The organism is Actinomadura terrae (assembly GCF_022751215.1).
Lineage (GTDB): Bacteria > Actinomycetota > Actinomycetes > Streptosporangiales > Streptosporangiaceae > Spirillospora > Spirillospora terrae.
In genome coordinates this window covers 702,997-722,953 of record NZ_JAICDG010000003.1, presented here as the reverse complement: position 1 = coordinate 722,953, position 19,957 = coordinate 702,997, and the positions used below count along the sequence as shown (strand labels likewise).

At 75.1% G+C, this 19,957-nt stretch carries 19 protein-coding genes; 9 read left to right on the top strand and 10 right to left on the bottom strand.

What is annotated here, in order from left to right; genetic code table 11:
* Positions 1–21: 21 nt before the first annotated feature.
* Both K2F47_RS23035 and K2F47_RS23030 read right to left on the bottom strand, forming a co-directional pair.
* The gene (locus K2F47_RS23035) at positions 22–840 is read right to left on the bottom strand and encodes an ABC transporter permease (RefSeq protein WP_242906991.1); all 819 of its coding nucleotides are present in this window, start codon (positions 838–840) and stop codon (positions 22–24) included.
* Positions 837–1,832 (bottom strand): ATP-binding cassette domain-containing protein, encoded by a 996-nt coding sequence (locus tag K2F47_RS23030; RefSeq protein WP_242906990.1) that lies wholly within the window; start codon positions 1,830–1,832, stop codon positions 837–839. Before K2F47_RS23030 ends, K2F47_RS23035 begins: the two co-directional genes overlap by 4 nt.
* 92 nt (positions 1,833–1,924) lie before the next feature.
* On the opposite strand from K2F47_RS23030, the gene K2F47_RS23025 reads away from it, so the two are divergent.
* A complete protein-coding gene (locus K2F47_RS23025; RefSeq protein WP_242906989.1) occupies positions 1,925–2,677 on the top strand; it encodes a TetR/AcrR family transcriptional regulator C-terminal domain-containing protein in 753 nt (250 codons plus the stop codon).
* A gap of 24 nt (positions 2,678–2,701) precedes the next feature.
* Here the strand turns inward: K2F47_RS23025 and hrpB are convergent, their stop codons facing one another.
* Positions 2,702–5,230: an ATP-dependent helicase HrpB gene (gene hrpB / locus K2F47_RS23020; RefSeq protein WP_242906988.1), complete on the bottom strand. Its 2,529-nt coding sequence runs from the start codon at positions 5,228–5,230 to the stop codon at positions 2,702–2,704.
* Between the two features lie 435 nt (positions 5,231–5,665).
* On the opposite strand from hrpB, the gene K2F47_RS23015 reads away from it, so the two are divergent.
* Positions 5,666–6,331, top strand: a complete 666-nt coding sequence (locus tag K2F47_RS23015) for an NERD domain-containing protein (protein ID WP_242906987.1) — start codon at positions 5,666–5,668, stop codon at positions 6,329–6,331.
* A 98-nt stretch (positions 6,332–6,429) separates the two neighbouring features.
* Here the strand turns inward: K2F47_RS23015 and K2F47_RS23010 are convergent, their stop codons facing one another.
* Positions 6,430–6,834 carry a hypothetical protein gene (locus K2F47_RS23010; protein WP_242907541.1) on the bottom strand — a complete coding sequence of 135 codons (405 nt, stop codon included), beginning with the start codon at positions 6,832–6,834 and terminating at the stop codon, positions 6,430–6,432.
* 160 nt (positions 6,835–6,994) lie between these two features.
* Positions 6,995–7,360, bottom strand: coding sequence for a hypothetical protein (locus tag K2F47_RS23005; protein WP_242906985.1), 366 nt, complete (start codon positions 7,358–7,360; stop codon positions 6,995–6,997).
* A gap of 101 nt (positions 7,361–7,461) precedes the next feature.
* On the opposite strand from K2F47_RS23005, the gene K2F47_RS23000 reads away from it, so the two are divergent.
* Positions 7,462–8,172: a histidine phosphatase family protein gene (locus K2F47_RS23000; RefSeq protein ID WP_242906983.1), complete on the top strand. Its 711-nt coding sequence runs from the start codon at positions 7,462–7,464 to the stop codon at positions 8,170–8,172.
* Between the two features lie 11 nt (positions 8,173–8,183).
* Here the strand turns inward: K2F47_RS23000 and K2F47_RS22995 are convergent, their stop codons facing one another.
* Complete coding sequence (locus K2F47_RS22995; protein WP_242906981.1) at positions 8,184–9,797, bottom strand: GAF domain-containing protein; 1,614 nt, start codon at positions 9,795–9,797, stop codon at positions 8,184–8,186.
* A gap of 498 nt (positions 9,798–10,295) precedes the next feature.
* On the opposite strand from K2F47_RS22995, the gene K2F47_RS22990 reads away from it, so the two are divergent.
* The 3 genes from K2F47_RS22990 (at position 10,296) to K2F47_RS22980 (ending at position 12,800) form a co-directional block, all read left to right on the top strand.
* Positions 10,296–10,952 carry a hypothetical protein gene (locus K2F47_RS22990; protein ID WP_242906979.1) on the top strand — a complete coding sequence of 219 codons (657 nt, stop codon included), beginning with the start codon at positions 10,296–10,298 and terminating at the stop codon, positions 10,950–10,952.
* Between the two features lie 89 nt (positions 10,953–11,041).
* A complete protein-coding gene (locus tag K2F47_RS22985) occupies positions 11,042–11,743 on the top strand; it encodes an SDR family NAD(P)-dependent oxidoreductase (protein ID WP_242906977.1) in 702 nt (233 codons plus the stop codon).
* On the top strand, positions 11,730–12,800 hold the full coding sequence (locus K2F47_RS22980; protein WP_242906975.1) for a threonine aldolase family protein: 1,071 nt from the start codon (positions 11,730–11,732) through the stop codon (positions 12,798–12,800). Before K2F47_RS22985 ends, K2F47_RS22980 begins: the two co-directional genes overlap by 14 nt.
* A 37-nt stretch (positions 12,801–12,837) precedes the next feature.
* On the opposite strand, the gene cqsA is transcribed toward K2F47_RS22980, so the two are convergent.
* The gene (gene cqsA / locus K2F47_RS22975; protein ID WP_242906973.1) at positions 12,838–14,010 is read right to left on the bottom strand and encodes an alpha-hydroxyketone-type quorum-sensing autoinducer synthase; all 1,173 of its coding nucleotides are present in this window, start codon (positions 14,008–14,010) and stop codon (positions 12,838–12,840) included.
* A gap of 175 nt (positions 14,011–14,185) precedes the next feature.
* On the opposite strand from cqsA, the gene K2F47_RS22970 reads away from it, so the two are divergent.
* From K2F47_RS22970 to K2F47_RS22960, 3 genes are all read left to right on the top strand, one after another.
* Positions 14,186–14,773 (top strand): TIGR03086 family metal-binding protein, encoded by a 588-nt coding sequence (locus K2F47_RS22970; protein WP_242906971.1) that lies wholly within the window; start codon positions 14,186–14,188, stop codon positions 14,771–14,773.
* 124 nt (positions 14,774–14,897) lie between these two features.
* Positions 14,898–15,926: a lysylphosphatidylglycerol synthase transmembrane domain-containing protein gene (locus K2F47_RS22965; RefSeq protein ID WP_242906969.1), complete on the top strand. Its 1,029-nt coding sequence runs from the start codon at positions 14,898–14,900 to the stop codon at positions 15,924–15,926.
* 112 nt (positions 15,927–16,038) lie between these two features.
* Positions 16,039–16,635: a hypothetical protein gene (locus K2F47_RS22960; RefSeq protein WP_242906967.1), complete on the top strand. Its 597-nt coding sequence runs from the start codon at positions 16,039–16,041 to the stop codon at positions 16,633–16,635.
* Positions 16,636–16,717: 82 nt separating this feature from the next.
* Here the strand turns inward: K2F47_RS22960 and K2F47_RS22955 are convergent, their stop codons facing one another.
* The 3 genes from K2F47_RS22955 to K2F47_RS22945 form a co-directional block, all read right to left on the bottom strand.
* A complete protein-coding gene (locus K2F47_RS22955; RefSeq protein ID WP_272497299.1) occupies positions 16,718–17,530 on the bottom strand; it encodes an SGNH/GDSL hydrolase family protein in 813 nt (270 codons plus the stop codon).
* Positions 17,531–17,731: 201 nt separating this feature from the next.
* A complete protein-coding gene (locus tag K2F47_RS22950) occupies positions 17,732–18,568 on the bottom strand; it encodes an SDR family NAD(P)-dependent oxidoreductase (RefSeq protein ID WP_242906965.1) in 837 nt (278 codons plus the stop codon).
* Complete coding sequence (locus K2F47_RS22945; protein WP_242906963.1) at positions 18,565–19,914, bottom strand: cation:dicarboxylate symporter family transporter; 1,350 nt, start codon at positions 19,912–19,914, stop codon at positions 18,565–18,567. Before K2F47_RS22945 ends, K2F47_RS22950 begins: the two co-directional genes overlap by 4 nt.
* Positions 19,915–19,957: the final 43 nt, after the last annotated feature.

The following is a 19,957-nucleotide window of genomic DNA, read 5'->3' as shown; positions in this document are numbered from 1 at the left end:
CCCGGAACGGCCCCGACTCCTCTAGCGGCCCATGACCCGGTAGCGGCGGGCGGCGAGCGGGAAGAACACCGCCGTGATCACCAGCGGCCAGAGCAGCGCCAGCAACAGGCTGTGCTGCGCCGCCCACGAGCCGCCCGTCTGCGCCGAGTCGCCGAACAGCTCGCGGCAGGCGGTGACGGTCGCCGACATCGGGTTCCAGTCGGCGATGGCGCCGAGCCAGCCGGGCATCGTGTCGGGCACGACGAGCGCGCTGGACAGGAACCCGATCGGCCACACCAGGGTCTGGACGGCGGCGACCGACTCGGGACCCTTGGCGACCAGGCCGAGGTAGACGCCCATCCAGAGCAGCGCGAACCGCAGCAGGAGCAGCAGCCCGAACCCGGCCAGCGTCTTCGCGGCGCCCTCGTGCGGGCGCCACCCGACCAGCAGCCCGCACACCCCCATGACGGCGAGCGCGGCGGTCGAGTGCAGCAGGTCGGCGGCGCCGCGTCCGGCGATGATGGCGGGCGGGGAGGTCGGCATCGCGCGGAACCGGTCGGTCACGCCCTTGGCGGCGTCCCCGGCGACGGCGGCGAACGTGGTCTCGATGCCGAACAGCATCGTCATCGCGAACATGCCGGGCATGATGAACTCGCGGTAGCCGCCGCCCCCGCCCGGCATGTCCATCTGGCCGCCGAACAAGTAGCCCATCATGAGCACGACCAGCACCGGGAACAGCAGCGCGACGGCGACCTCGCCGGGGCGGCGCGCCCAGTGCGACAGCGCCCGGACGGTCAGCGTGCGGGTGTCGGCGACGGCCCAGCGCAGCCGTCCGAGCGGGCTCTCCGGAAGCGTCATCATGCGGGGACCTCCTTTCCTTCGTGCTTCCCTTCCTGCTTTCTTTCCGTGGCGGTGTCGCCGGTGAGGTGCAGGAACACCTCGTCCAGCGTGGGACGGCGCAGCGCGACGTCGGCGACGCGCACGCCCGCCGCGTCCAGGGCGCGGACGGCCTCGGTCAGCGCGGCGGCGCGGCCCGCGGCGGGCGCCCCGACCCGCAGCGCGGCGGTGTCGACCTCGGCCTCGGCGCCGACCGCGCGGGCGATGATCGCGGCGGCGCCCTCCAGCGCGGCCGGGTCGTCCAGCACGACCTCGACGCGGTCGCCGCCGAGCCGGGCCTTGAGCTGGTCGGGGGCGCCCTCGGCGATGACGCGGCCGTGGTCGATCACCGAGATCCCGTCGGCGAGCCGGTCGGCCTCCTCCAGGTACTGGGTGGTGAGCAGGACGGTGGTCCCGCCCTCCACCAGGGCGCGGACCTCGTCCCACACCTCGATCCGCGAGCGCGGGTCCAGGCCGGTGGTGGGCTCGTCCAGGAACAGGACGGGCGGGGCCAGGATCATCGACGCGGCGAGGTCGAGCCGCCGCCGCATCCCGCCGGAGTACTGCCCGGCGGGCCGTCCGGCGGCCTCGGTCAGCCGGAACCGCTCCAGCAGCTCGTCGGCCCGGCGCCGGGCGGTGCGCGGGCCGAGGTGGTAGAGGCGGCCGAACATGACGAGGTTCTGGCGCCCGCTGAGCACCTCGTCGACGGCGGCGTGCTGGCCGACGAGCCCGACGCGGGTGCGGACGCGCGCGGCGCCGCGCACGACGTCGTGCCCGGCGACGGTGGCGGTGCCGCCGTCCGGCCGGGTGAGCGTGGTCAGCACCCGGACGGCGGTGGTCTTGCCCGCGCCGTTCGGGCCGAGCAGGCCGTGCACGGTCCCGGCGGGGACCGCCAGGTCGAGCCCGGCGAGGGCCTCGGTGCCGCCGTAGCGCTTGCGCAGCCCCTCGGCGACGACCGCGAACTGTGGTGCAGTCATCAGTCTCCCATAACTCCGTACGCTATACGGATTTACCATTCCGAACACTATAACGTACGACGTACAGAGTTTCATCCTGGGAGGATGCGAGCGTGACGACCGAGTACAGCGGGGGCGGCGACCCCAAGCGCAGCCTGGAGCTGCTGTGGGGGGTCCAGGGCAAGCCGCGGCGCGGCCCGAAGCCCCGTCTCACCGTGGAGGGGATCGTGCGCGCGGCGATCGCGGCGGCCGACGCCGACGGACTGGAGGCGCTGTCGATGCGCCGGATCGCCGACGACCTGGGCGTGGCCACGATGTCGATCTACACCTACGTGCCCGGCAAGGCCGAGCTGGTCGATGTGATGCTCGACCGGGCCGTCGGGGAGCTGACGCCGCCCGAGGGCGGGGGCTGGCGCGACCGGCTGGAGCACATCGCCCGCGACAACTGGGACCTGTACCACCGGCACCCGTGGCTGCTCCAGATCGCCGTCGCGCGCCCACCGCTCGGCCCCAACATGATCGCCAAGTACGAGTACGAGCTGACGGCCGTCGAGGGCGTGGGCCTCACCGACCTGGAGATGGACTCGGTCGTCGCGCTGGTCACCGGGTTCGCCGAGAGCGCCGCGCGGGTGTCGGTCAACGCCGTCGAGGCCGAGCGGCGCAGCGGGATCAGCGACCTGGAGTGGTGGAAGGCGACCGCGCCGCTGCTGGAGAAGCTGGTCGACCCGTCCGACTACCCGCTCGGCGACCGCGTCGGCACCGCCGCGGGCCAGGAGTACGGCGCCGTCCTCGCCCCGCGCCGCGCGTTCGAGTTCGGCCTCGCCCGCATCCTGGACGGCATCGAGGTCCTCATCGCCTCTCGCTGAATCACCGCCCGCTGACCTGGTGGTTCAGTGGCGGCGTTTGGCGCGGCGGGTGGGTACGGCGCTCGCCGGGTCCTCGGGCCAGGGGTGGCGGGGGTAGCGGCCGCGCAGCTCCGCCCGCACCGCCCGGTACCCCTCGCGCCAGAACGAGGCCAGGTCGGCGGTGACGGCGGCGGGCCGGCCCGCCGGGGACAGCAGGTGCACCACGAGCGGCACCCGGCCGCCCGCGAGGCGCGGCGCCGCGTCCCACCCGAACAGCTCTTGCAGCTTCACCGCCAGGACGGGCCGCTCCCCCGTGTAGTCCACCCGGATCCGAGACCCGGACGGCACCTCCACCCGCTCGGGGGCCAGCTCGTCCAGGCGGGCGGCGAGATCCCAGGGGAGCAGACCGCGCAGCAGAGCCGCGACGTCGAGCCGCGCCAGGTCGGCGCGCCGCCGGGCGCCGCCGCGCCCGACCTCGAGCCGGTCACGCAGGTGCTCCAGCAGAGCCGCGTCGCCGACGTCGGGCCACGGCTCGCCCAGCGCGCCGCGCAGGAACGCCAGCCGCTCGCGGAGCGCGACGGCGGCGGGCGTCCAGGTCAGCAGCCCCAGCCCGGCCTCGCGCAGCCCGTCCAGGAGGGCGGCCCGCACCCGTTCGGGGTCGGGGTCGCGCAGCGGGCGGGCGTCCAGCTCGATCGCGCCGAGCCGCTCGACGCGGCGGGCGGCGACGTCCCCGTCCCGCCAGCCGACCTCGTCGGCCGTGGCCAGCAGCGGCGCGGCGGCGAACCGGGCCACGTCCTCGTCGATCACCACCGCCTGCCGGACCCGCGCCGACGCGCTCCCGGCGGGCCGGTCGGCGGCGGCGACCGCCAGCCACTCCGCCCGCGCCGCGGCGAGCGCCGATCCGGCGGCGAGCACCGCGCCGGTCCCCGAGGCCATCAGGTGGCCGTCGCGGCCCCGGGCGCGCGCGACGCGTTCGGGGAACGCCAGCGCCACCACGACGCCCGCGACGGCGTCGTCCCCGCGCCACTCCCCCGCCCGGGCCCTCCGGTCGTCGGGGAGGGCGGCGTGGAGGCGGCGCGCCTCGTCCCGCCAGCGCGCGGCGTGCGGGCCGGACGGACGGGACGCGCGGCGCAGCGCGCGCCAGGTCGCGGCGAGGTCGTCGCCGTCCGCGCGGGGCGGCGGCTCCGACAGCAGCGCGACGATCTCGGCGGCGGGCCGGGCGCCGACCTCGCGGGCGCCGTCGACCAGCGCGCGGGCCAGCCGGGGGTGGACGCCGACGCGGGCCAGCACGCGCCCCCGGTCGGTGACGCGGCCGTCGCGGACGGCGCCGAGCGCGGCCAGCACGGCGCGGGCGGCCTCCAGCGCGGCGGCGGGCGGCGGGTCGGGCAGGGCGAGGCCGGTCGCGTCCGGGTCGCCCCAGCAGGCGGCCTGGAGCGCGAACGCGGTGAGGTCGGCCAGCTCGATCTCCGGACGCGGCCGGGCGGGCAGCCGGTCGTGCTCGGCCTCGGGCCAGCAGCGGTAGACGGTGCCGGGGGCCTCGCGTCCGGCCCGTCCGGCGCGCTGGTCGGCGGTGGCGCGGGACGCGCGGACGGTGGTCAGCGACCCGAGCCCGCGCGCGTGGTCGGTGCGGGGCTCGCGCGCCAGCCCGGAGTCGACGACGACCCGCACCCCCGGCACGGTCAGGCTCGACTCGGCGACGGAGGTGGCGAGCACGACCCGGCGCGCGGCGGCGGAGGGGGCGAGCACCGCGTCCTGGACGGCGGCCGGCGCCTGCCCGTGGATCTGGAGGACCTCGGCGGGCACGCCGGACAGCAGCCCGGCGACCCGCGCGATCTCCCCCACGCCCGGCAGGAAGCACAGCACGTCGCCGTCGTGCTCGGCGACGGCGCGGCGGACGGTGGCCGCGACGTGCGCGAGGAGGGCGGGGTCGACGCGCGTCCCGTGCGGCGGCGGGACGGGACGCTCCGGCGGCGCCCAGACGGTCGCGACCGGATGCAGCGCGGCCTCGGTCTCCACGACCGGCGCGCCGCCCAGCAGCCGGGACCAGGGCGCGGTGTCGGCGGTCGCGGACGCGGCGACCAGCGCCAGGTCGGGACGCAGCGCGGCGCGCACGTCCAGCAGGAACGCGAGCGCGGTGTCGGCGTCCAGGTGGCGCTCGTGGCACTCGTCCAGGATCACCGTGCCGGTGCCCGCGAGCTCGGGGTCGTCCTGGAGGCGGCGCAGCAGGACGCCGGTCGTCACGACGTCGACCAGCGCGCCCGGACGCGACTCGCCCCGCACGACCACGCCGACCCGGCCGCCGACGCGCTCCCCCAGCAGCCACGCCATCCGGCGCGCGGCGGCGCGGGCGGCGAGTCGGCGCGGCTCCACGACGAGCACCTTCCCGCCCGCGGCCGCGCCGCCGAGGGCGAGGCCGGCCAGCGCGAGGGGGACGAGGGTGGTCTTGCCGGTGCCCGGCGGCGCGGCCAGGACGGCGGCGCCGTGCCCGGCGAGGGCCGCGCGCAGCGCCGGGACGGCGCGGTGGACGGGCAGGCCCTCCGCGTCCGGGAGGCGCGAGGAGCGGGTGTGCTGCATGCGTCAAGTGTGGCGGTAGGACTCGGCGGTGATGACGTGTGGGCCCTTATCGCACCGGGAAGGTGATCGTCCAGGTGAGAAATGCCACTGCCGCGAAAGGGACCGTGCGGGTTGCGGTGATAGTTGCACCGAGCATTTCGTCCATTTCCCTAGAACGTTCTAAAGAAATTCTCAAGAATCACCCGGGCCGGTCGGCACATAAGTCCAGGTTAGCACCCGTTTCAGCCTCGAAGTGGCCGTGGAGCCTGAGTTATCTCACCGGTGGAAGTGTGGCGACAATGGCCTGTGTATCCCCATAATGGGGGCGTCGTAGCAGGGTGCCGGGAGGTTCGGATGTTCGGCGGCTCGATCTACACCAGGGATAGGGCGGCGTTCACGGGCGGTTCGCCACAGGCCGTTTACGAGGAGCTTTGGCAGCGGGACCGAAAGGGGCGGTTGCGGACCCGTGCAATTCTGGCGGGTGCGGCGCTCGCGCTGTGCGGGGCGCTGGTCAACGGCGTATTCGGAGTCGTGGTCGCGCTGCTGGTGGCGGGTGCCGACACGCTGGTGCATTGGCGGATTTACCACGCGGCCCACGTGTGGCGCCGCGGACTGCGCGGCGAGGAGCGGATGAACCGGTTCCTGCGCTCCACGCTGGAGCGGCGCGGCCACCGGATCCTGTTCGCGCGGACCGTCCCGGGCCACGGCAGCGCCGACGAGCTGGTGATCGGCCCCGGCGGGCTGTGGCTCGTCCACAACGAGGCGTGGCAGCCCGACTTCGAGCTGTCCCACCACGGCGGCAGGCTGTTCATCGAGGGCCGCACCCAGTCCAAGCTCGTCGGGACGGTGACCGCGCGGGCCGAGGCCGCCGCCCGGCTGATCTCCGACCGCTCGGGAATCCCGGTGAAGGTCAGGCCGGTGCTCGCGGTGCACGGCGGGCGGATGCCGCGCCGGACGCCGTTCGAGGCCGACGGCATCGTCTTCGCCCGGCCGCTGAAGCTGATCTGGTGGATGCGGCGCAACCCCTCCGCCGACTACTCCGCCGACGAGGTCGAGGAGATCGCGCGCGCCGCCGTCCATGCCCTGCCGATCGGCGGCCGCGTGATGCCGGCCTCGGTGTGAGCGCGGGTGTGAACACCGGCCTGGACACCGGCGCCGGTGCGGCGCGCGGCGCGGGCCGCGAGGTCGGGCGGCCCCCACGACACCTGTGGCCGGAGGGTTCACCCGCCGCCCACAGGGCGCCCACCGCCCGTGTGGGTCCCGCCACCCGTGCGGGCGGTGCGGCGCAGCCACCACAGCCCCACCACCGGCAGGACGAGCGGCACGAACCCGTAGCCGCGCCCGAAGCCGGACCAGACCGTCGCGTCCGGGAAGGCCGCCGAGTCGACGAGGCTCAGCGTCCCCACGACCAGCACACCGGCCAGTTCCACCGAGCAAGCTGCGACGGCGACGCGGAAGGAGGCGGCGCCGCCGCGGGCCAGCGCGACCGTCGCCAGGACGTAGACGACCGCCGCGACCGCCGACAGCGTGTAGGCGAGCGGGGCCTCGGAGAACCGGGTGGCGATCTGTACCCCGGCGCGCGCTCCGGCGGCCAGCGCGAAGACCGCGTAGACGGCGACCAGCAGCCGCCCGGGCCCGGTGCCCGTGGCGGTGGGTCGGGCCCCCGCGGTGCCCGTGCGGGCTTCGGTGCCGGCGCGGGCACCGTCGTCCGCACGGGCTCCGGGCCCGACGCGCCCCCCTTGCTCAGAGCCGTGGCCGGCGGGGCGTCCCGCGGCGTGCTCGGGCTCAGACACCGGTGCCGTCCCAGATCTGCCGCATCCTGACGATCATGACCGCGACGGCCAGGCAGGCGACGACGATCACGCCCGGCCCGTAGCGGGACCGCTCGAGCACGCCCCACCCGGCGCCCGCGAGCGGCACCAGCAGCGCGCCCAGCATGTAGCCGATGAACGTGGCGGGGCTCTCCGGCCCCTCGTCCCCGGCGATCTTGACGAACCCGACCACGACCTGCGCGACCAGCAGCACCTCCAGGACGCCGAGGACGATCAGGTGCGGCAGGCCCATCGCCCGGTCGCGCAGCGTCGTCACCAGGGCGTGGCCGGCGGCCAGCAGCGCCACCGCGATGATCGCGGCGGCCAGGACATTCGTCACGACAGAACACAGTACTACCGCCTGTAGAGCGAGACCGAACCGGCCGGGCGGGCCGGGGGCCGCTCGCGGGGGCGTCGTGGCGGCGCGGCGGGGATGGCAGCATGGCGGGGGTGAACGCGCTCCAGTGGCTCAACCTGACCCGGCACGGTGAGAGCACCGGCAACGTCGCCTACCGGTCGGTGCTCGGCACCGACGCCGAGGAGACCGGCATCACCGAACGCGACGCCGACATCCCGCTCTCCGGCACCGGCCGCGCGCAGGCGGGCGCGCTCGGCCGCTGGCTCGCCGCGCTGCCCGAGGACGAACGTCCCACGCTCGTCGTCGCCTCGCCGTACCTGCGCGCGCTCGACACCGCGCGGATCGCCCTCGCCGAGGCCCCCTACACCGTCCCGCTGCGGGTGGACGAGCGGCTCCGCGACCGGGAGCAGGGCGTCCTGGAGGGCCTCACGCCGACCGGGGTGCGGCGCCGCTTCCCCGCGGAGGCCGAGCGGGCGCGGCGCCTCGGCAAGTTCTACTACCGGCCGCCCGGCGGCGAGGCGTGGACGGACCTGGCGCTGCGGCTGCGCGGCTTCTACCGCGACCTGGAGGCGGAGGCGCCGGGCGGGCGGGTGCTGGTCGCCACCCACGACGCGATCGTGGTGGTGTCCCGGTACCTGGTGGAGGGCCTGTCCGAGCGGGAGGTCCTGGAGATCGAGAAGGAGCCGGTCGGCAACGCCTCGCTGAGCCGCTGGCGGCACGACGGCGGCGGGCTGCGCGCGGTCTCCTACAACGACAGCTCGCACCTGACCTCGGCGGGCTTCCCCGCCCACTGACCCCTGGCGGGTCAGTCGCCGTCCAGCAGCCGGGCGCGGCGCGAGGCGACGGCGGGCAGCCGCGGGTCGCCGGGCGGCAGGAGCGCGCGGAGCCGCTCCAGGACCTCCAGGTCGGCGCGGCCGGGCTCGGTCTGCGCGTAGGTCCACAGCGCGTCGGCGCCGCCCCGGTCGAGGGCCTGCCGCCGGACCAGGACGGCGAGCTCGTCGCGTTCGGCGCGGACGGCGGGCGCGTCCGAGCCGGGCAGCAGCTCGCCGCCGTACAGCCGGACGGCGCCGGTGACGTCGCCCTCGTCCAGCAGCCGCCGCACGGCGAGGAAGTCGGCCTCGACCGCGCAGCCGAGCCGGTAGGGCTTGGCGTGCACGAGGCCGCCGAGCTGGGCCCGCAGCCGGTGGATCTCGGCGCGGACGGTGCCGGGGCTGCCGCCGTCGCCGTACAGGTACCACGACAGGCGGTCGCCGGTGAGCCCGGCGGGGTGCAGCGCGAGCAGCGCGAGGATCTCGGCGTGCCGGGGCGTCAGCGGCAGGTGCGCGCCGTCCAGCCGCGCGGACGGCTGGTCGGTGCCGAGCAGCGACAGCGTCAGCAGCGGCCCCGCCCCCGGCCCGGCGCCCGGCCGCGCCACGGCCCGGGCCGGGGCGGGGCCGCCGGTCGACCTGACCTGGACGCCACTCATCGGGGGCAGCCGCAGAAGGAAAACCTCACCCAGCGGCTCGGCGACCGCCGACCGCCCGTCCGGGAGCGTGACCGTGCCGCCCGGGACCGGGGCGGTGAGGCGGCGCCCGCGCCAGCCCCCCGCCCCCGGGACGGACGGCCCGGCGGCGAGGACCCGCCCGGTCGCGGTGAGCAGGAGCCCGCCGCCGCGCAGGCCGCGCAGCCGGGGCAGGAAGCGCTCGCGGAGCCCCTCGTCGCGCTCCCGCATGTCGAGCTCCAGCCGGGCCTCGGCGAGCCGGGCCGCCGCCGCGACCAGCGCGACCGTCGCGGGATGCAGCGCCTCGGCGATCGCGCTGACGTCCACGCAGCCGATCACCCGCCCGGAGTCGGGGTCGGTGATCGGCGCGCCCGCGCACGACCAGCGGTGCAGGACGCGCGCGACGTGCTCGGTGGCGTAGACGTGCTCGGGGCGGCCGGTGGCGAGCGCGGTGCCGATACCGTTGGTGCCGACCGACCCCTCCGACCAGCAGAAACCCGCCGTCAACCCGACGGACTCGGCGGCCCGGCGGATCGGGGGCGGGCCGTGCGTCCACAGCGCGTGCCCCGCCTCGTCGGTGACCACCATGAGGTGGGCGGACTCGTCGGCGACGCGGCGCAGCAGGTCGCGCAGCAGCGGCAGGTGCCGGTCGAGGGGGTGCGCGCCGCGCGCGTCGGCGAGGGCGTCGCGGTCCAACACCGGCGGCGCCGCGCGGAGCCCGCTGTCGACGCCCGCGTCCCGGGACCGCCGCCACGACTCGGCGATCGACCGCCGGACCGCGGCCGCCGGACCGGCGGACGGCGGGCGGAGGGCGTCGGGGTCGCCGCGTCCCCGGACGGGCTGGTAGGCCGCCTCGTGCGCGAGGGCGACCGGCCGGATCAGATCCCCCGGATCGCGGCACGCGTGCGGCGCCGGCGCGGCCTGGTCGTGCACCACCATCAGCCCTTCCCCCGTGGAGACGGAACCCGGCCCCACTTCGAAGGATCGGCCCATTCCCAAGGCGGCGCAACCGATTCCCCGGAACCAGGCCGTCCCCAATCGGATACAGAGAGTAGTTGGACGGTCGCAACGTGCATGCAACGTCGCGGCGCCTACCGTACCTCCACGCCGGGAGGCATGGGGCCCGTGGGCCTCCGCCGCCCCGCGCGTCCGGGGGAGGCGCGGGGACGGGCGGCCGACATCGGCCGCGTCCGGCACGAGGGGGAGGGAAGAGGGGGAGGAACGAGCATGCTGTGTCTGACCTGTCAGCGGGTCCGCCCGGCCCTGAGCCGGACCGACTACACCGCCGACCGCGCCCGGCTCATCGTCAGCCGGGGGCTGTGCACGTGCCGCGTCACGCCCGTTCAGCGGACGGCCACGCAAAGTACATGAACCCTTTCACGGCGGTTCGCCTAGAGTTAGGGGACACCCCGTCCGCCGGCTCCCGGGAGGAGCACCATGACCATGATCCCAGGTCTTGTCCGCCGCGCCGCCACCGAGGCGGAGCGCCATCTGCGCGAGGGGGCCCGCGAGGGTGTGCGCCTGCTCGGCAGACTCGGACGGGACCTGGAGCGCGTCGAGGAGCTCGGACGGCTGCTGCCCTCGCTCCCCGAGCGTATACGCGCCCTGGAAGACGGCCTCCGGGCGCGCGAGGCGGAGCTGGCGGGACTGCGCGCCGAGGTCGACTCCCTGGTCGGGCAGCTCAACGACCGCGTCCTGCCGCGCATCGACGAGCGGATGGACGACACCGAGCGCGACCTGACCGCCGTCGCCGCGAGCCTGATCCGCACCGGCCGCGACACCGCCGCCGGACACGCCCGCCTCGACACCACCGAACGGCGCCTCGGCGACCTGCGCACCAGGCTCGGCCAGATGGAGCAGCGCGCCGGGCTGTGGCGCGACGTGCAGGCCAGCGTGGCCAGGCTCGGCGACGACGTCGACGCCCTGCGCGGCACCGCCCGCGCCGGTGCCGCCCGCGACAGCGCCCTCGGTGAACGCGCGGCCCTGCGCCCGGCGGGCGCGCCCGCCCCGATCCCCGAGCACGCGCCGGCCGCCCTCGCGGCGGAACACGCCGCCGAGCACGTCACCGAACACGTCACCGACCGCCCCGCCTGACCCCGCCCCGCCCCGTCTCATCGCGACCGGGACCGTGCCTGGCGGACCTGCCGCGTGCGGGGCCGGTGGGATCCGGGATGATGGGCGGCATGACTGAGTCGGCGGGCAACGCAGCGGACGGCACGGGACGAGTCGTGGTGGTGACGGGGGCGAACGGCGCCGCCGGGCAGGCCGTGACGCGGCGGCTGGCCGCCGGCGGCACGCGCGTCGTCGCCGCCGGACGCCACCCCATCACCTGGGACGACGAACGCGTCACTCCCACGGCCGTAGACCTGTCCGACCAGGCCGCCACCCGCGCGTGGGCGGACGACGTCGCCGCCCGGTTCGGACGGGTCGACGGGCTCGTCCACCTGGTGGGCGGCTGGCGCGGCGGCACCCCGTTCCCCGACACGGACCTGGGCGACTGGGCGTTCCTGCACGACCAGCTTGTCCGCACCGTCCAGCACGCGACGCTGGCCTTCCACCCGCACCTCAGCGCCTCCCCCGCCGGACGGTTCGCGATCGTGTCGCAGCACGCCGCGCGGCACCCCCGGCAGAACGCCGCCGCCTACGCCACCGCCAAGGCCGCGGCGGAGGCGTGGACGCTGGCGATGGCCGACTCGTTCGAGGGCACCGGCGCCGCCGCCGTGGTCCTCGTGGTCGAGGCGCTGCTGACCGACGCGATGCGCGAGCAGCGTCCGGACGCCGACTTCTCCAAGCTCACGCACGTCGACGACCTGGCCGGCGCCGTCGCCGCGCTGTGGGACGAGCCCGCCGCCGACCTGAACGGAACCCGCCGTGACCTCTCCTGAACCCCCCTCCACCCCCGTCCGGGCGGCGCGCGGCTTCGCCAGCGACAACCAGGCCACCGTCCACCCCGACATCCTCGCGGCGCTCGCCGAGGTCAACCACGGGCACCAGCCCGCCTACGGCGCCGACACCACCACCGCGCGGCTCGGCGAGGTCGTCCGGCGCCACTTCGGCGCGCGCGCCGAGGTGTTCCCGGTGTTCAACGGGACGGGCGCGAACGTCGTGTCGCTCCAGGCGATGTCGGAGCGGTGGAGCGCGGTGATCTGCCCCGAGTCCGCGCACATCAACACCGACGAGTGCGGCGCCCCCGAGAAGATCGCCGGGCTGAAGCTGCTCACCGCGCCGACCCCCGACGGCAGGCTCACCCCCGAGCTGGTCGAGCGGTACGCGACCGGGTTCGGCAACATCCAGCGCGCGCAGCCGGCGGCGGTGTCGATCAGCCAGAGCACCGAGCTCGGCACCGTCTACACGGCCGGGCAGGTCGCCGACGTCGCGGCGGCGGCGCACGAGCGGGGCCTGCTCGTGCACATGGACGGCGCGCGCATCGCCAACGCCGCCGCGTCCCTCGACCTGCCGATGGGCGTGTTCACCACCGACGCCGGGGTGGACGTGCTGTCGTTCGGCGGCACCAAGAACGGGCTGCTGATGGGCGAGGCGATCATTGTGCTGAACCCGGACGCGGTGCGCGGGACGGCGTTCCTGCGCAAGGCGGGCATGCAGCTCGCGTCCAAGATGCGGTACGTGTCGGCGCAGCTCGTCGCGCTGCTGGAGGGCGACCTGTGGCTGCGCAACGCGCGGCACGCCAACGCCATGGCCCGGCGCCTCGCGGACGCGGCGCGCGCCGTGCCGGGCGTGCGGATCACCCAGCCGGTGGAGGCGAACGAGGTGTTCGCGATCGTCCCGAAGGACGTCGCGGAGCGGCTCCGCGAGCGGTTCGCGTTCTACACCTGGGACGAGCGGACCGGCGAGGTCCGCTGGGTGTGCTCGTTCGACACGACCGAGGCCGACGTGGACTCCTTCGCCGCCGCCCTCGCCGCCGAACTGGCCCCCGCCCCCTGACCGCCCGCTGAGCGCCGCCCCTGAGCGCCGCGCCGCCTCAGGCGCGGTGGGGCGTCGGCGAGGCCGGTGCCTGCACCTTGTCGCACAGTTCCCGGCAGGCGACCAGGATGCGCTCGACGTCGTCGTCGCTCAGCCCCGCGTGCGTCGACAGCCGGACGATCGTGCGCCGCAGCGACGTCGCCGGCGGGAACAGCGCGGCGCTGAAGATGTCGCGGGCGGCCAGCGCGTCGCGCAGCAGCATCGCCTCGCCCTCCGACCGCGTCTGGAGCGCGATGATCTGCGTGTCGCCCTCCGCCAGGTCGTAGCCGAGCGCGGCGAGCCCGCGGCGCAGCCGCCGGGTGACCGTGCGCAGCCGCTCCCGCCGCCACGACTCGTCCCGGACGACCTCCAGCGCCGCCGACAGCCCGGCGATGTCGTGCGGGAGCAGCGTCGTGCTGAACACCGACGGGAACGCCGTGTGCTTGAAGTACTCGACGAAGTCGGGACGGTTGCACGCGATCAGCCCCGCCCGCCCGGGCAGCGCCTTGGCGAGGCTCGCGGTGCGGAAGTCGACGCCGCCCTCCACGCCCAGCTCGCGGGCCAGCCCCTCGCCGCGCTCGCCGCGCGTGCCGAGCGAGTGCGACTCGTCCACCACCACCAGGCAGCCGTGCTCGCGTGCCACCTCCACCAGGCCCGGCAGCGGGCACACCGAGCCGTCGGTGCTGTAGACGGCGTCGGCGACGATCACGCCGGAGCCGCCGACCTCGATCCGCCGGCGGAGGTGGTCGAGGTCGTTGTGGCGGAAGTAGGCGATCTCCGCGCCCGCCGCCCGCGCGCCCTCCCACAGCGACATGTGCGCCAGGACGTCCAGGTAGACGGGGACGTCGGGCCCCGCGACGACCTGGAGCAACCCGGTGTTGGCGGCCCAGCCCGACGGGCACAGCACGCCCGCGCCCGCGCCCAGGTGCCGCGCGAACCGCTCGCCCAGCTCGATCTGCGGATGGTCGTCGGGCAGGCAGGGGCCGGGCATCGGCGCGGCGCCGTCGGCCGCGCGCAGGCTCGCGATCATCGCGCCGGTGATCGACGGATGCTCGGCGATGGCCAGATAGTCGCTACAGGTGAGCACGATCGCCCTGGTCCCCGGCGCCTTGGCGGGCCGGATCCGGCGCCCGCCCCTGGCGCCGCGGAAGTCTCGGATGCGCTCGCCCAGTCGCTGGTGGGCGCTGGTCATGGTCGTCACACTCCCCCATCGGGCGACGGTCACGGTTGGTAGTGCTTGTTAAGCATAGTGTGAAAAGAATCAAAGGCGTGGCCCAAAACGGCGTGGGACTCCGGGAAACTTTTATTGGAACGAAGCGTTCCGTTCTGATATAGTGGAGGCAACGCCGACACCGGGAGAGACCACGATGACCACCATCACCACCGGCTGGGACCTGCTCGACACCGCCCACGACGCCCTGCGCGCCACCGTCCGCCGCGTCCCCGCCGACGCCTGGAGCCGCCCCACCCCGTGCTCCGAGTGGAACGTCGCGCAGGTCGTCCAGCACGCCGCGGGCGACCAGCTCGCCTTCGCCGCCGCCATCACCGGCGAGCCCGGCCCCGACTTCAACCCCTTCGCCCCGTCCGGCGTGATCGACGGCGCGCCCTCCGACCTCCTGGAGCCGATGGTCGCCGCCTGCGCCGCCGCGTGGGCCACGATCGGCGCAGACGTGGAAAGCGTGCCCGTTCCCGTCCCGCCGAACGCCCTGCCCCCGGCCGTCGGCGCGGGCGCCGCCGCGCTGGACGCCGCCGTCCACGCCTGGGACATCGCCCGGGCCACCGGGCAGCCCTCCCCGCTCACCCCCGAACTCGCGGCCGGCCTGCTCGACGTCGCCCGGCAGATCGTCGAGCCGCTCCGCCAGTACGGCGCCTACGCCGCCGCCATCGAGGGCACCGGCGACGAGGAGACCGCCCTCCTGCACTACCTCGGCCGCGACCCGCACTGGACCGCCTGACCAGCACCGGAGCGCCCGTTCACGCGCGGGCGCCGGGGCCTGACCACCAACCTCCCATGGAGCGTTCCCCTCCCCGGCGCCCCACGGTCGCACAGCCGTCAACCGGAACACCGACAACAAGGGTGTGGAGACGATCGCCGCCCCCGCCGGCACGCCCCCCGCCATCCCGACGACCCTCGCGGCCCCGGCGTCCTCGACGTCCTCGCCGGCCCGGCGGACGGCCGTCCGCTGGGCCGCCGCGAGCGTCCTGCTGGCGGCGCTCGCCACCGTGGCGGTCGTCGTCCTCGGCACCGGGCCCCTCCGCCCGGCCCTGGCGGCGGCCCGGCACATGCGCTGGGGCTTCCTGCCCGTCCTCGTCCTGCTCTCGCTCCTGCACTACGTGGTCGCGGCGATCGCCCTGCGCGGCGCGTCCGGCCACCGCCTCCCCCTGTACGAGACGACGCTGACGCAGTTCACCGCGGCCGCCGCCAACCGCGTCACCCCCGGCGGCCTCGGCGCCGTCGCGGTGAACACCCGCTACCTCGTCTGCCGCGGCCTGCCGCTCCCCCGCGCCGCCGTCGCCGTCGCCGTGCTCCAGGCCGCCGGGCTGCCCGCCGACCTGCTGCTCATGGCCGCCGTCCTCGGCGCGGGCGGCGACGGCCGCATGCTGGACGCGGCCCGCGACCACGCCGCGCGCGCCGCCGCCCTCGTCCCGCCGGTGCCGCTGCTGGTCAGTGCCGGGGTGCTGCTGCCCGCCGCCGTCCTGACCGGCCGCCGCGCCGCCCGCTCGGTCCTCGTCGGACGCGCGGTCGAGGGGTTCGCCGACCTGTGCCGCCGGCCCCGGGACCTCGCCGTCACGATCGGCGCGTCCGCGACGACCACGTTCGTCCTCGCGCTGGCGTTCGCGCTGAGCGTGCTGGCCGTCCCCGCGACCGGCGCCGGGCCCGGCGACGCCCTCGCCCTGCTCGCCGCCTACCTCGTCGGGGCGGCGGCGAGTGCCGCCGTCCCCTCGCCGGGCGGCGTCGGCTCCACCGAGGCCGCGCTCGTCGCCGCGCTCGCCGCGCTCGGCATCCCCGCCGGGCCGGCGTTGCAGGCGGTGCTGCTGTTCCGGGGGATCACGTTCTGGGCGCCGGTCCCCGTGGGCCTCCTCGCCTGCCGGACGCTCCGTCGCTGAACCCGCCCGGCTCCTTTACGTTGTAGATCATTAGCGGGCTCACCTGTACGGGGGATGCGGTTCCCCCGCTCAGGCGATCCCCGCGCCCGGCCCGCGCTGCGATCTTGAGGGCATGACCACCGTCGCCACCGCCCGAGTGGGCGCGGCCTGGCGGGCCGCCCACGCCCCCGCCGCCGGCGTGCCCCGCTGGGCGCGGACCGCCGCCCTCGCCATCCCCTTCCTCGTGCTCCCGTCCAGCCTCTGGCGGATCGTCGGCATCACCCTGCACGTGCCGATCGTCAACGGCGCGGGCGCCGACGGGGCCGACGGCAACCTGCCGTCCTGGCTGCCCGTCGAGGTCTACGTCCTGCTGCTGTCGCTGCTGTCGGAAGGGCTCGCCTTCACCGCGATCGGGCTGGTGGCCACCTGGGGCGAGGTGTTCCCGCGCTGGGTGCCGTTCCTGCGCGGACGCCGCGTCCCGACGCTGGGCGCCGTCGTCCCCGCCGCGCTGGGCGCGGCCGTCCTGACGCCCCTGTGGGGGACGTTGGCCGTGTTCGTCCCCAGGGCGCAGACCGTCCAGGGACGTCCCGTCGAGGGCCCGAACCCCATGGACCTGAACACCTGGGAGGGCGCGCTCGCGTACGGCGCCTACCTGCCGCTCGTGCTGTGGGGCCCGCTCCTGGCCGCCGTGACCGTCGCCTACTGGCGCCGCCGCCGCGCCGCCCGCTGAGAACACACGCTGAGAACACGTGGCCGAGAACATGCGGAAGGGGCGGACGAGCGTCCGCCCCTTCCCTTGTGTCCCGGCGCCTTTAGGTAAGGGCGTGCACGAGCTTCGCGGAGCCGGTGAAGGCCGGCAGGTAGCCGAGCCGCTGGCCCAGGGCCGTCGGGTGGTAGGACGACTCGATCGGCAGCGTCACCGAGTTGAGCCAGTCGTCGCCGGAGCACAGCTCGTGCCCGGCGAACTCGTCCCGGACGTCGGAGAAGGTGAATCCGGCGCGGTCGGACGCGGCCGAGACCGTGGTGTCGAGCGCGTCGGCGGCGCCGTTGAGCGCGGTGCGCTTGGTGTTGCTCAGCCCCACGCACACTTTCACGATCTTGTAGAGCCGCGGATATCCGAGCACCACGACCCGCGCGGACGGCGCCTTCGTCCGGATCTTGGAATAGACCGAGTCGAGCCGTCCCGGAAGCGTGTTCCTGATGTAGACCTTGGCGGCGTCGACCGCTCTCAGGCAGTCCGCCTCCGAATGGAGGACGCAGGTCTGCATGACGTCGGAGAAACCTGCGTCGTTGCCGCCGACCGTGATGCTCACGAGGTCGGTGTCGGAGCCGAGCGACCCGAGCTGCCCGCTCGCGACCGTGTCGGTGGTCGCCCCGGAGCAGGCGGCGAACCTGTAGGAGCTGGTGGAATGGGACGCCGCCCACAGGTTGGGATAGGCGTTGGCACTGCGGTTGCACGCCCCGCTCGCGGGATCGTAGTCCCCCGCGCCCGTGCCGGAGGAGTAGGAGTCGCCGAGGGCGACGTAGTCGGGCCCGGCCGCCGACGCGGTGGCGGGCAGGGCGAGCGAACCGGCGGTGAACGCCGCCACTCCGAATGCGATCAGACAGGGGCGGGGTAGGCGCATCTGAACTCCGGGGCGAGGTATCGAATTGTGTCGATCACCTTGTACCCGGCCCGCCATTCCGCGAAGCCCCCGGCTTGATCAACAATCTTTGTCACGTTTCGCCCTTGCCGCCACCAATTACCCCATAACACCCCTCTCGCAGCACCAAGAATTCACAGGGGGTTCGAAGAAAAGGCGGAAACGGCCGAAAGTGGCCGCCGATCAGTCGCAGCGGGCGGTCATCCCGCCGTCCACGACGATCTCCGTGCCGGTCACGAACCGCGCCTCGTCGGACGCCAGGAACAGCGCCGCGTGGGCGGTGTCGCGGCCGTCCCCCATGAAGCCGAGCGGGATGCGGCCGAGCCGTTCCCGGAGCAGGCGTCCGATGTTGCCGCCGGTGCGCTGGGCGGCCAGGCGCGCCTCCACCATCGGCGTGTGCAGCTGGCCGGGCACGACCGTGTTGACCCGGATGCCGTACTCCGCGTGCTCGACGGCGGTGACCCGCGACAGCTGGATCACGCCCGCCTTCGCCGCCGCGTAGGCGGCCTGCGGCGAGCCGGTGTAGCGGATCCCGGACGTCGAGGCGATGTTGACGATGGCGCCGCCGCCCTGCTCGCGCATCACCGGGAGGACGCTCCGGCAGGCCAGGTAGGCGCTCGTGAGGTTCAGGCCGAGCTGCCCGTCCCAGGTCTCCTCGTCGAGGTCGGCCGCGCCGCCCGGACGCGACCCGCCGACGTTGCAGACCAGCACGTCGATCCGCCCGTAGACCGCCTGGCACGCCTCGGTCATGGTGGCGACGGCGGCGGCGTCGGTCACGTCGCACTCGTAGGGGCGGCCCTCTCCCCCGGTCTCCTCGATCAGCTCCATCGTCCGGGCGAGGGACGCGGCGTCCCGGTCGACCGCGAACACCCGGGCACCCTCGCGCGCGAACACGACGGCGGTCGCGCGCCCGTTGCCCCAGCCGGGTCCGGCGCTGCCCGCGCCGGTGACGAGCGCGACCTTGCCCGCCAGCCTGCCGCCCGCCCCGAGCTCCGATCCGTTTTCGAACCGTCCCGTCACGCGTTGCCTCCCACCGCGGCTGCGGCCGAGGGCGCGGGGTCGGTCGAGGACGGCCCGTCCTCGACGGGGGCCCTCCCGGACAGCACCAGCAGCGCCCGTTCGCGGTCGAAGACCCCCTCCCACACGCTGACGACGATGCTCGCCAGCATCTGCCCGCACAGGCTCACGATGCCGCGCATCATCGACAGGAACCGGTCGACGCCGAAGATCAGCATGATTCCCGCGACCGGGACGGTGCCCGTGGTCGAGAGCGTGGCCGCGAGCAGCACGAACCCCGCGCCCGCGATCCCGGCGCCGCCCTTGGAGGTCAGCAGGAACACCGCGAGCAGGCCGAGCTGCTGCCAGATCGACAGGTCGATGTCGAAGGCCTGCGCGATGTACAGGCCCGCGAACCCCATGTAGAGGCAGACGCCGTCGGAGTTGAACGCGTACCCGGACGGGACGACGAGCCCGACGATCGGCTTCGGGCAGCCGAGCCGCTCCAGCTTCTCGATGAGCTGCGGCATCACGGCCTCGTAGTTGGCGGTGCCGAGGGTGATGAGCAGCTCGTCCTTGAAGTAGCGGTACAGGGGCAGGACGCGGATGCCGCAGATCCGGGCGACGGTGCCGAGCACGACGAGGCAGAAGACGATCCCGGTCAGCCAGAACAGGCCGACGAACGTGCCGAGGCTCGTGAGCGTCTTCGTCCCGAACTTGCCGGTGGTGTAGGCCATCGCGCCGAACGCCCCGAACGGCGCCAGGTACATGACCAGCTTGACGATGCCGAACACGGCCTCGCCGACCCGCTCGACGCCGCGTCCGATGGGGGCGCCGCGCTCGCCCATCATCTTGACCGCGATCGCGAACAGCACCGAGACCAGCAGGATCTGGAGGACGTTGCCGTCCACGAACGCGCCGACGACGCTGTCGGGGATCGTGTTGACGAGGAAGTCGTACCAGTGCTGGTGCTCGCCCTCGGTCGCGTACTCGCCGGCCTTCCCGGCGAGCTTGATGGCGTTCGGGTCCGCGTGGACGCCGTCGCCGGGCCGCAGGACGTCCATCACCACCAGGCCCATGATCAGCGCGATCGTGGTGACGACCTCGAAGTAGACCAGTGCCTTGACGCCGATCCGGCCCATGCCCGCGAGCGCGCCCGCCGAGACGATGCCGGTGACGATCGTGCAGAAGATCACCGGCCCGACGAGCATCCGGATCAGCGAGATGAAGCCGTCGCCGAGCGGTTGCAGGGACGCTCCCGCGTCCGGCGCCGCGAGGCCGAGCGCGGCGCCGAGGGCGAGGGCGACCAGGACCGTCAGCCAGAGTCTCGTGGTGAAGGCGGTCCGTAGGGCGGAAGCGGCACTGGACATCGCGGTTCCTCTTGTTCGCCAGTCGCACAGTTGTACGTCAGTC

Bases quoted from the DNA above. Each gene is read 5' to 3' on its own strand.
- K2F47_RS23035 (WP_242906991.1), bottom strand. From the start codon at position 840: ATGATGACGCTTCCGGAGAGCCCGCTCGGACGGCTGCGCTGGGCCGTC.
- K2F47_RS23000 (WP_242906983.1), top strand. From the start codon at position 7,462: ATGGCGGGGGTGAACGCGCTCCAGTGGCTCAACCTGACCCGGCACGGT.
- K2F47_RS23030 (WP_242906990.1), bottom strand. From the start codon at position 1,832: ATGACTGCACCACAGTTCGCGGTCGTCGCCGAGGGGCTGCGCAAGCGC.
- K2F47_RS22960 (WP_242906967.1), top strand. From the start codon at position 16,039: ATGACCACCGTCGCCACCGCCCGAGTGGGCGCGGCCTGGCGGGCCGCC.
- K2F47_RS22985 (WP_242906977.1), top strand. From the start codon at position 11,042: ATGACTGAGTCGGCGGGCAACGCAGCGGACGGCACGGGACGAGTCGTG.
- cqsA (WP_242906973.1), bottom strand. From the start codon at position 14,010: ATGACCAGCGCCCACCAGCGACTGGGCGAGCGCATCCGAGACTTCCGC.
- K2F47_RS22995 (WP_242906981.1), bottom strand. From the start codon at position 9,797: ATGGTGGTGCACGACCAGGCCGCGCCGGCGCCGCACGCGTGCCGCGAT.
- K2F47_RS22945 (WP_242906963.1), bottom strand. From the start codon at position 19,914: ATGTCCAGTGCCGCTTCCGCCCTACGGACCGCCTTCACCACGAGACTC.
- hrpB (WP_242906988.1), bottom strand. From the start codon at position 5,230: ATGCAGCACACCCGCTCCTCGCGCCTCCCGGACGCGGAGGGCCTGCCC.
- K2F47_RS22970 (WP_242906971.1), top strand. From the start codon at position 14,186: ATGACCACCATCACCACCGGCTGGGACCTGCTCGACACCGCCCACGAC.
- K2F47_RS22955 (WP_272497299.1), bottom strand. From the start codon at position 17,530: ATGCGCCTACCCCGCCCCTGTCTGATCGCATTCGGAGTGGCGGCGTTC.
- K2F47_RS22990 (WP_242906979.1), top strand. From the start codon at position 10,296: ATGACCATGATCCCAGGTCTTGTCCGCCGCGCCGCCACCGAGGCGGAG.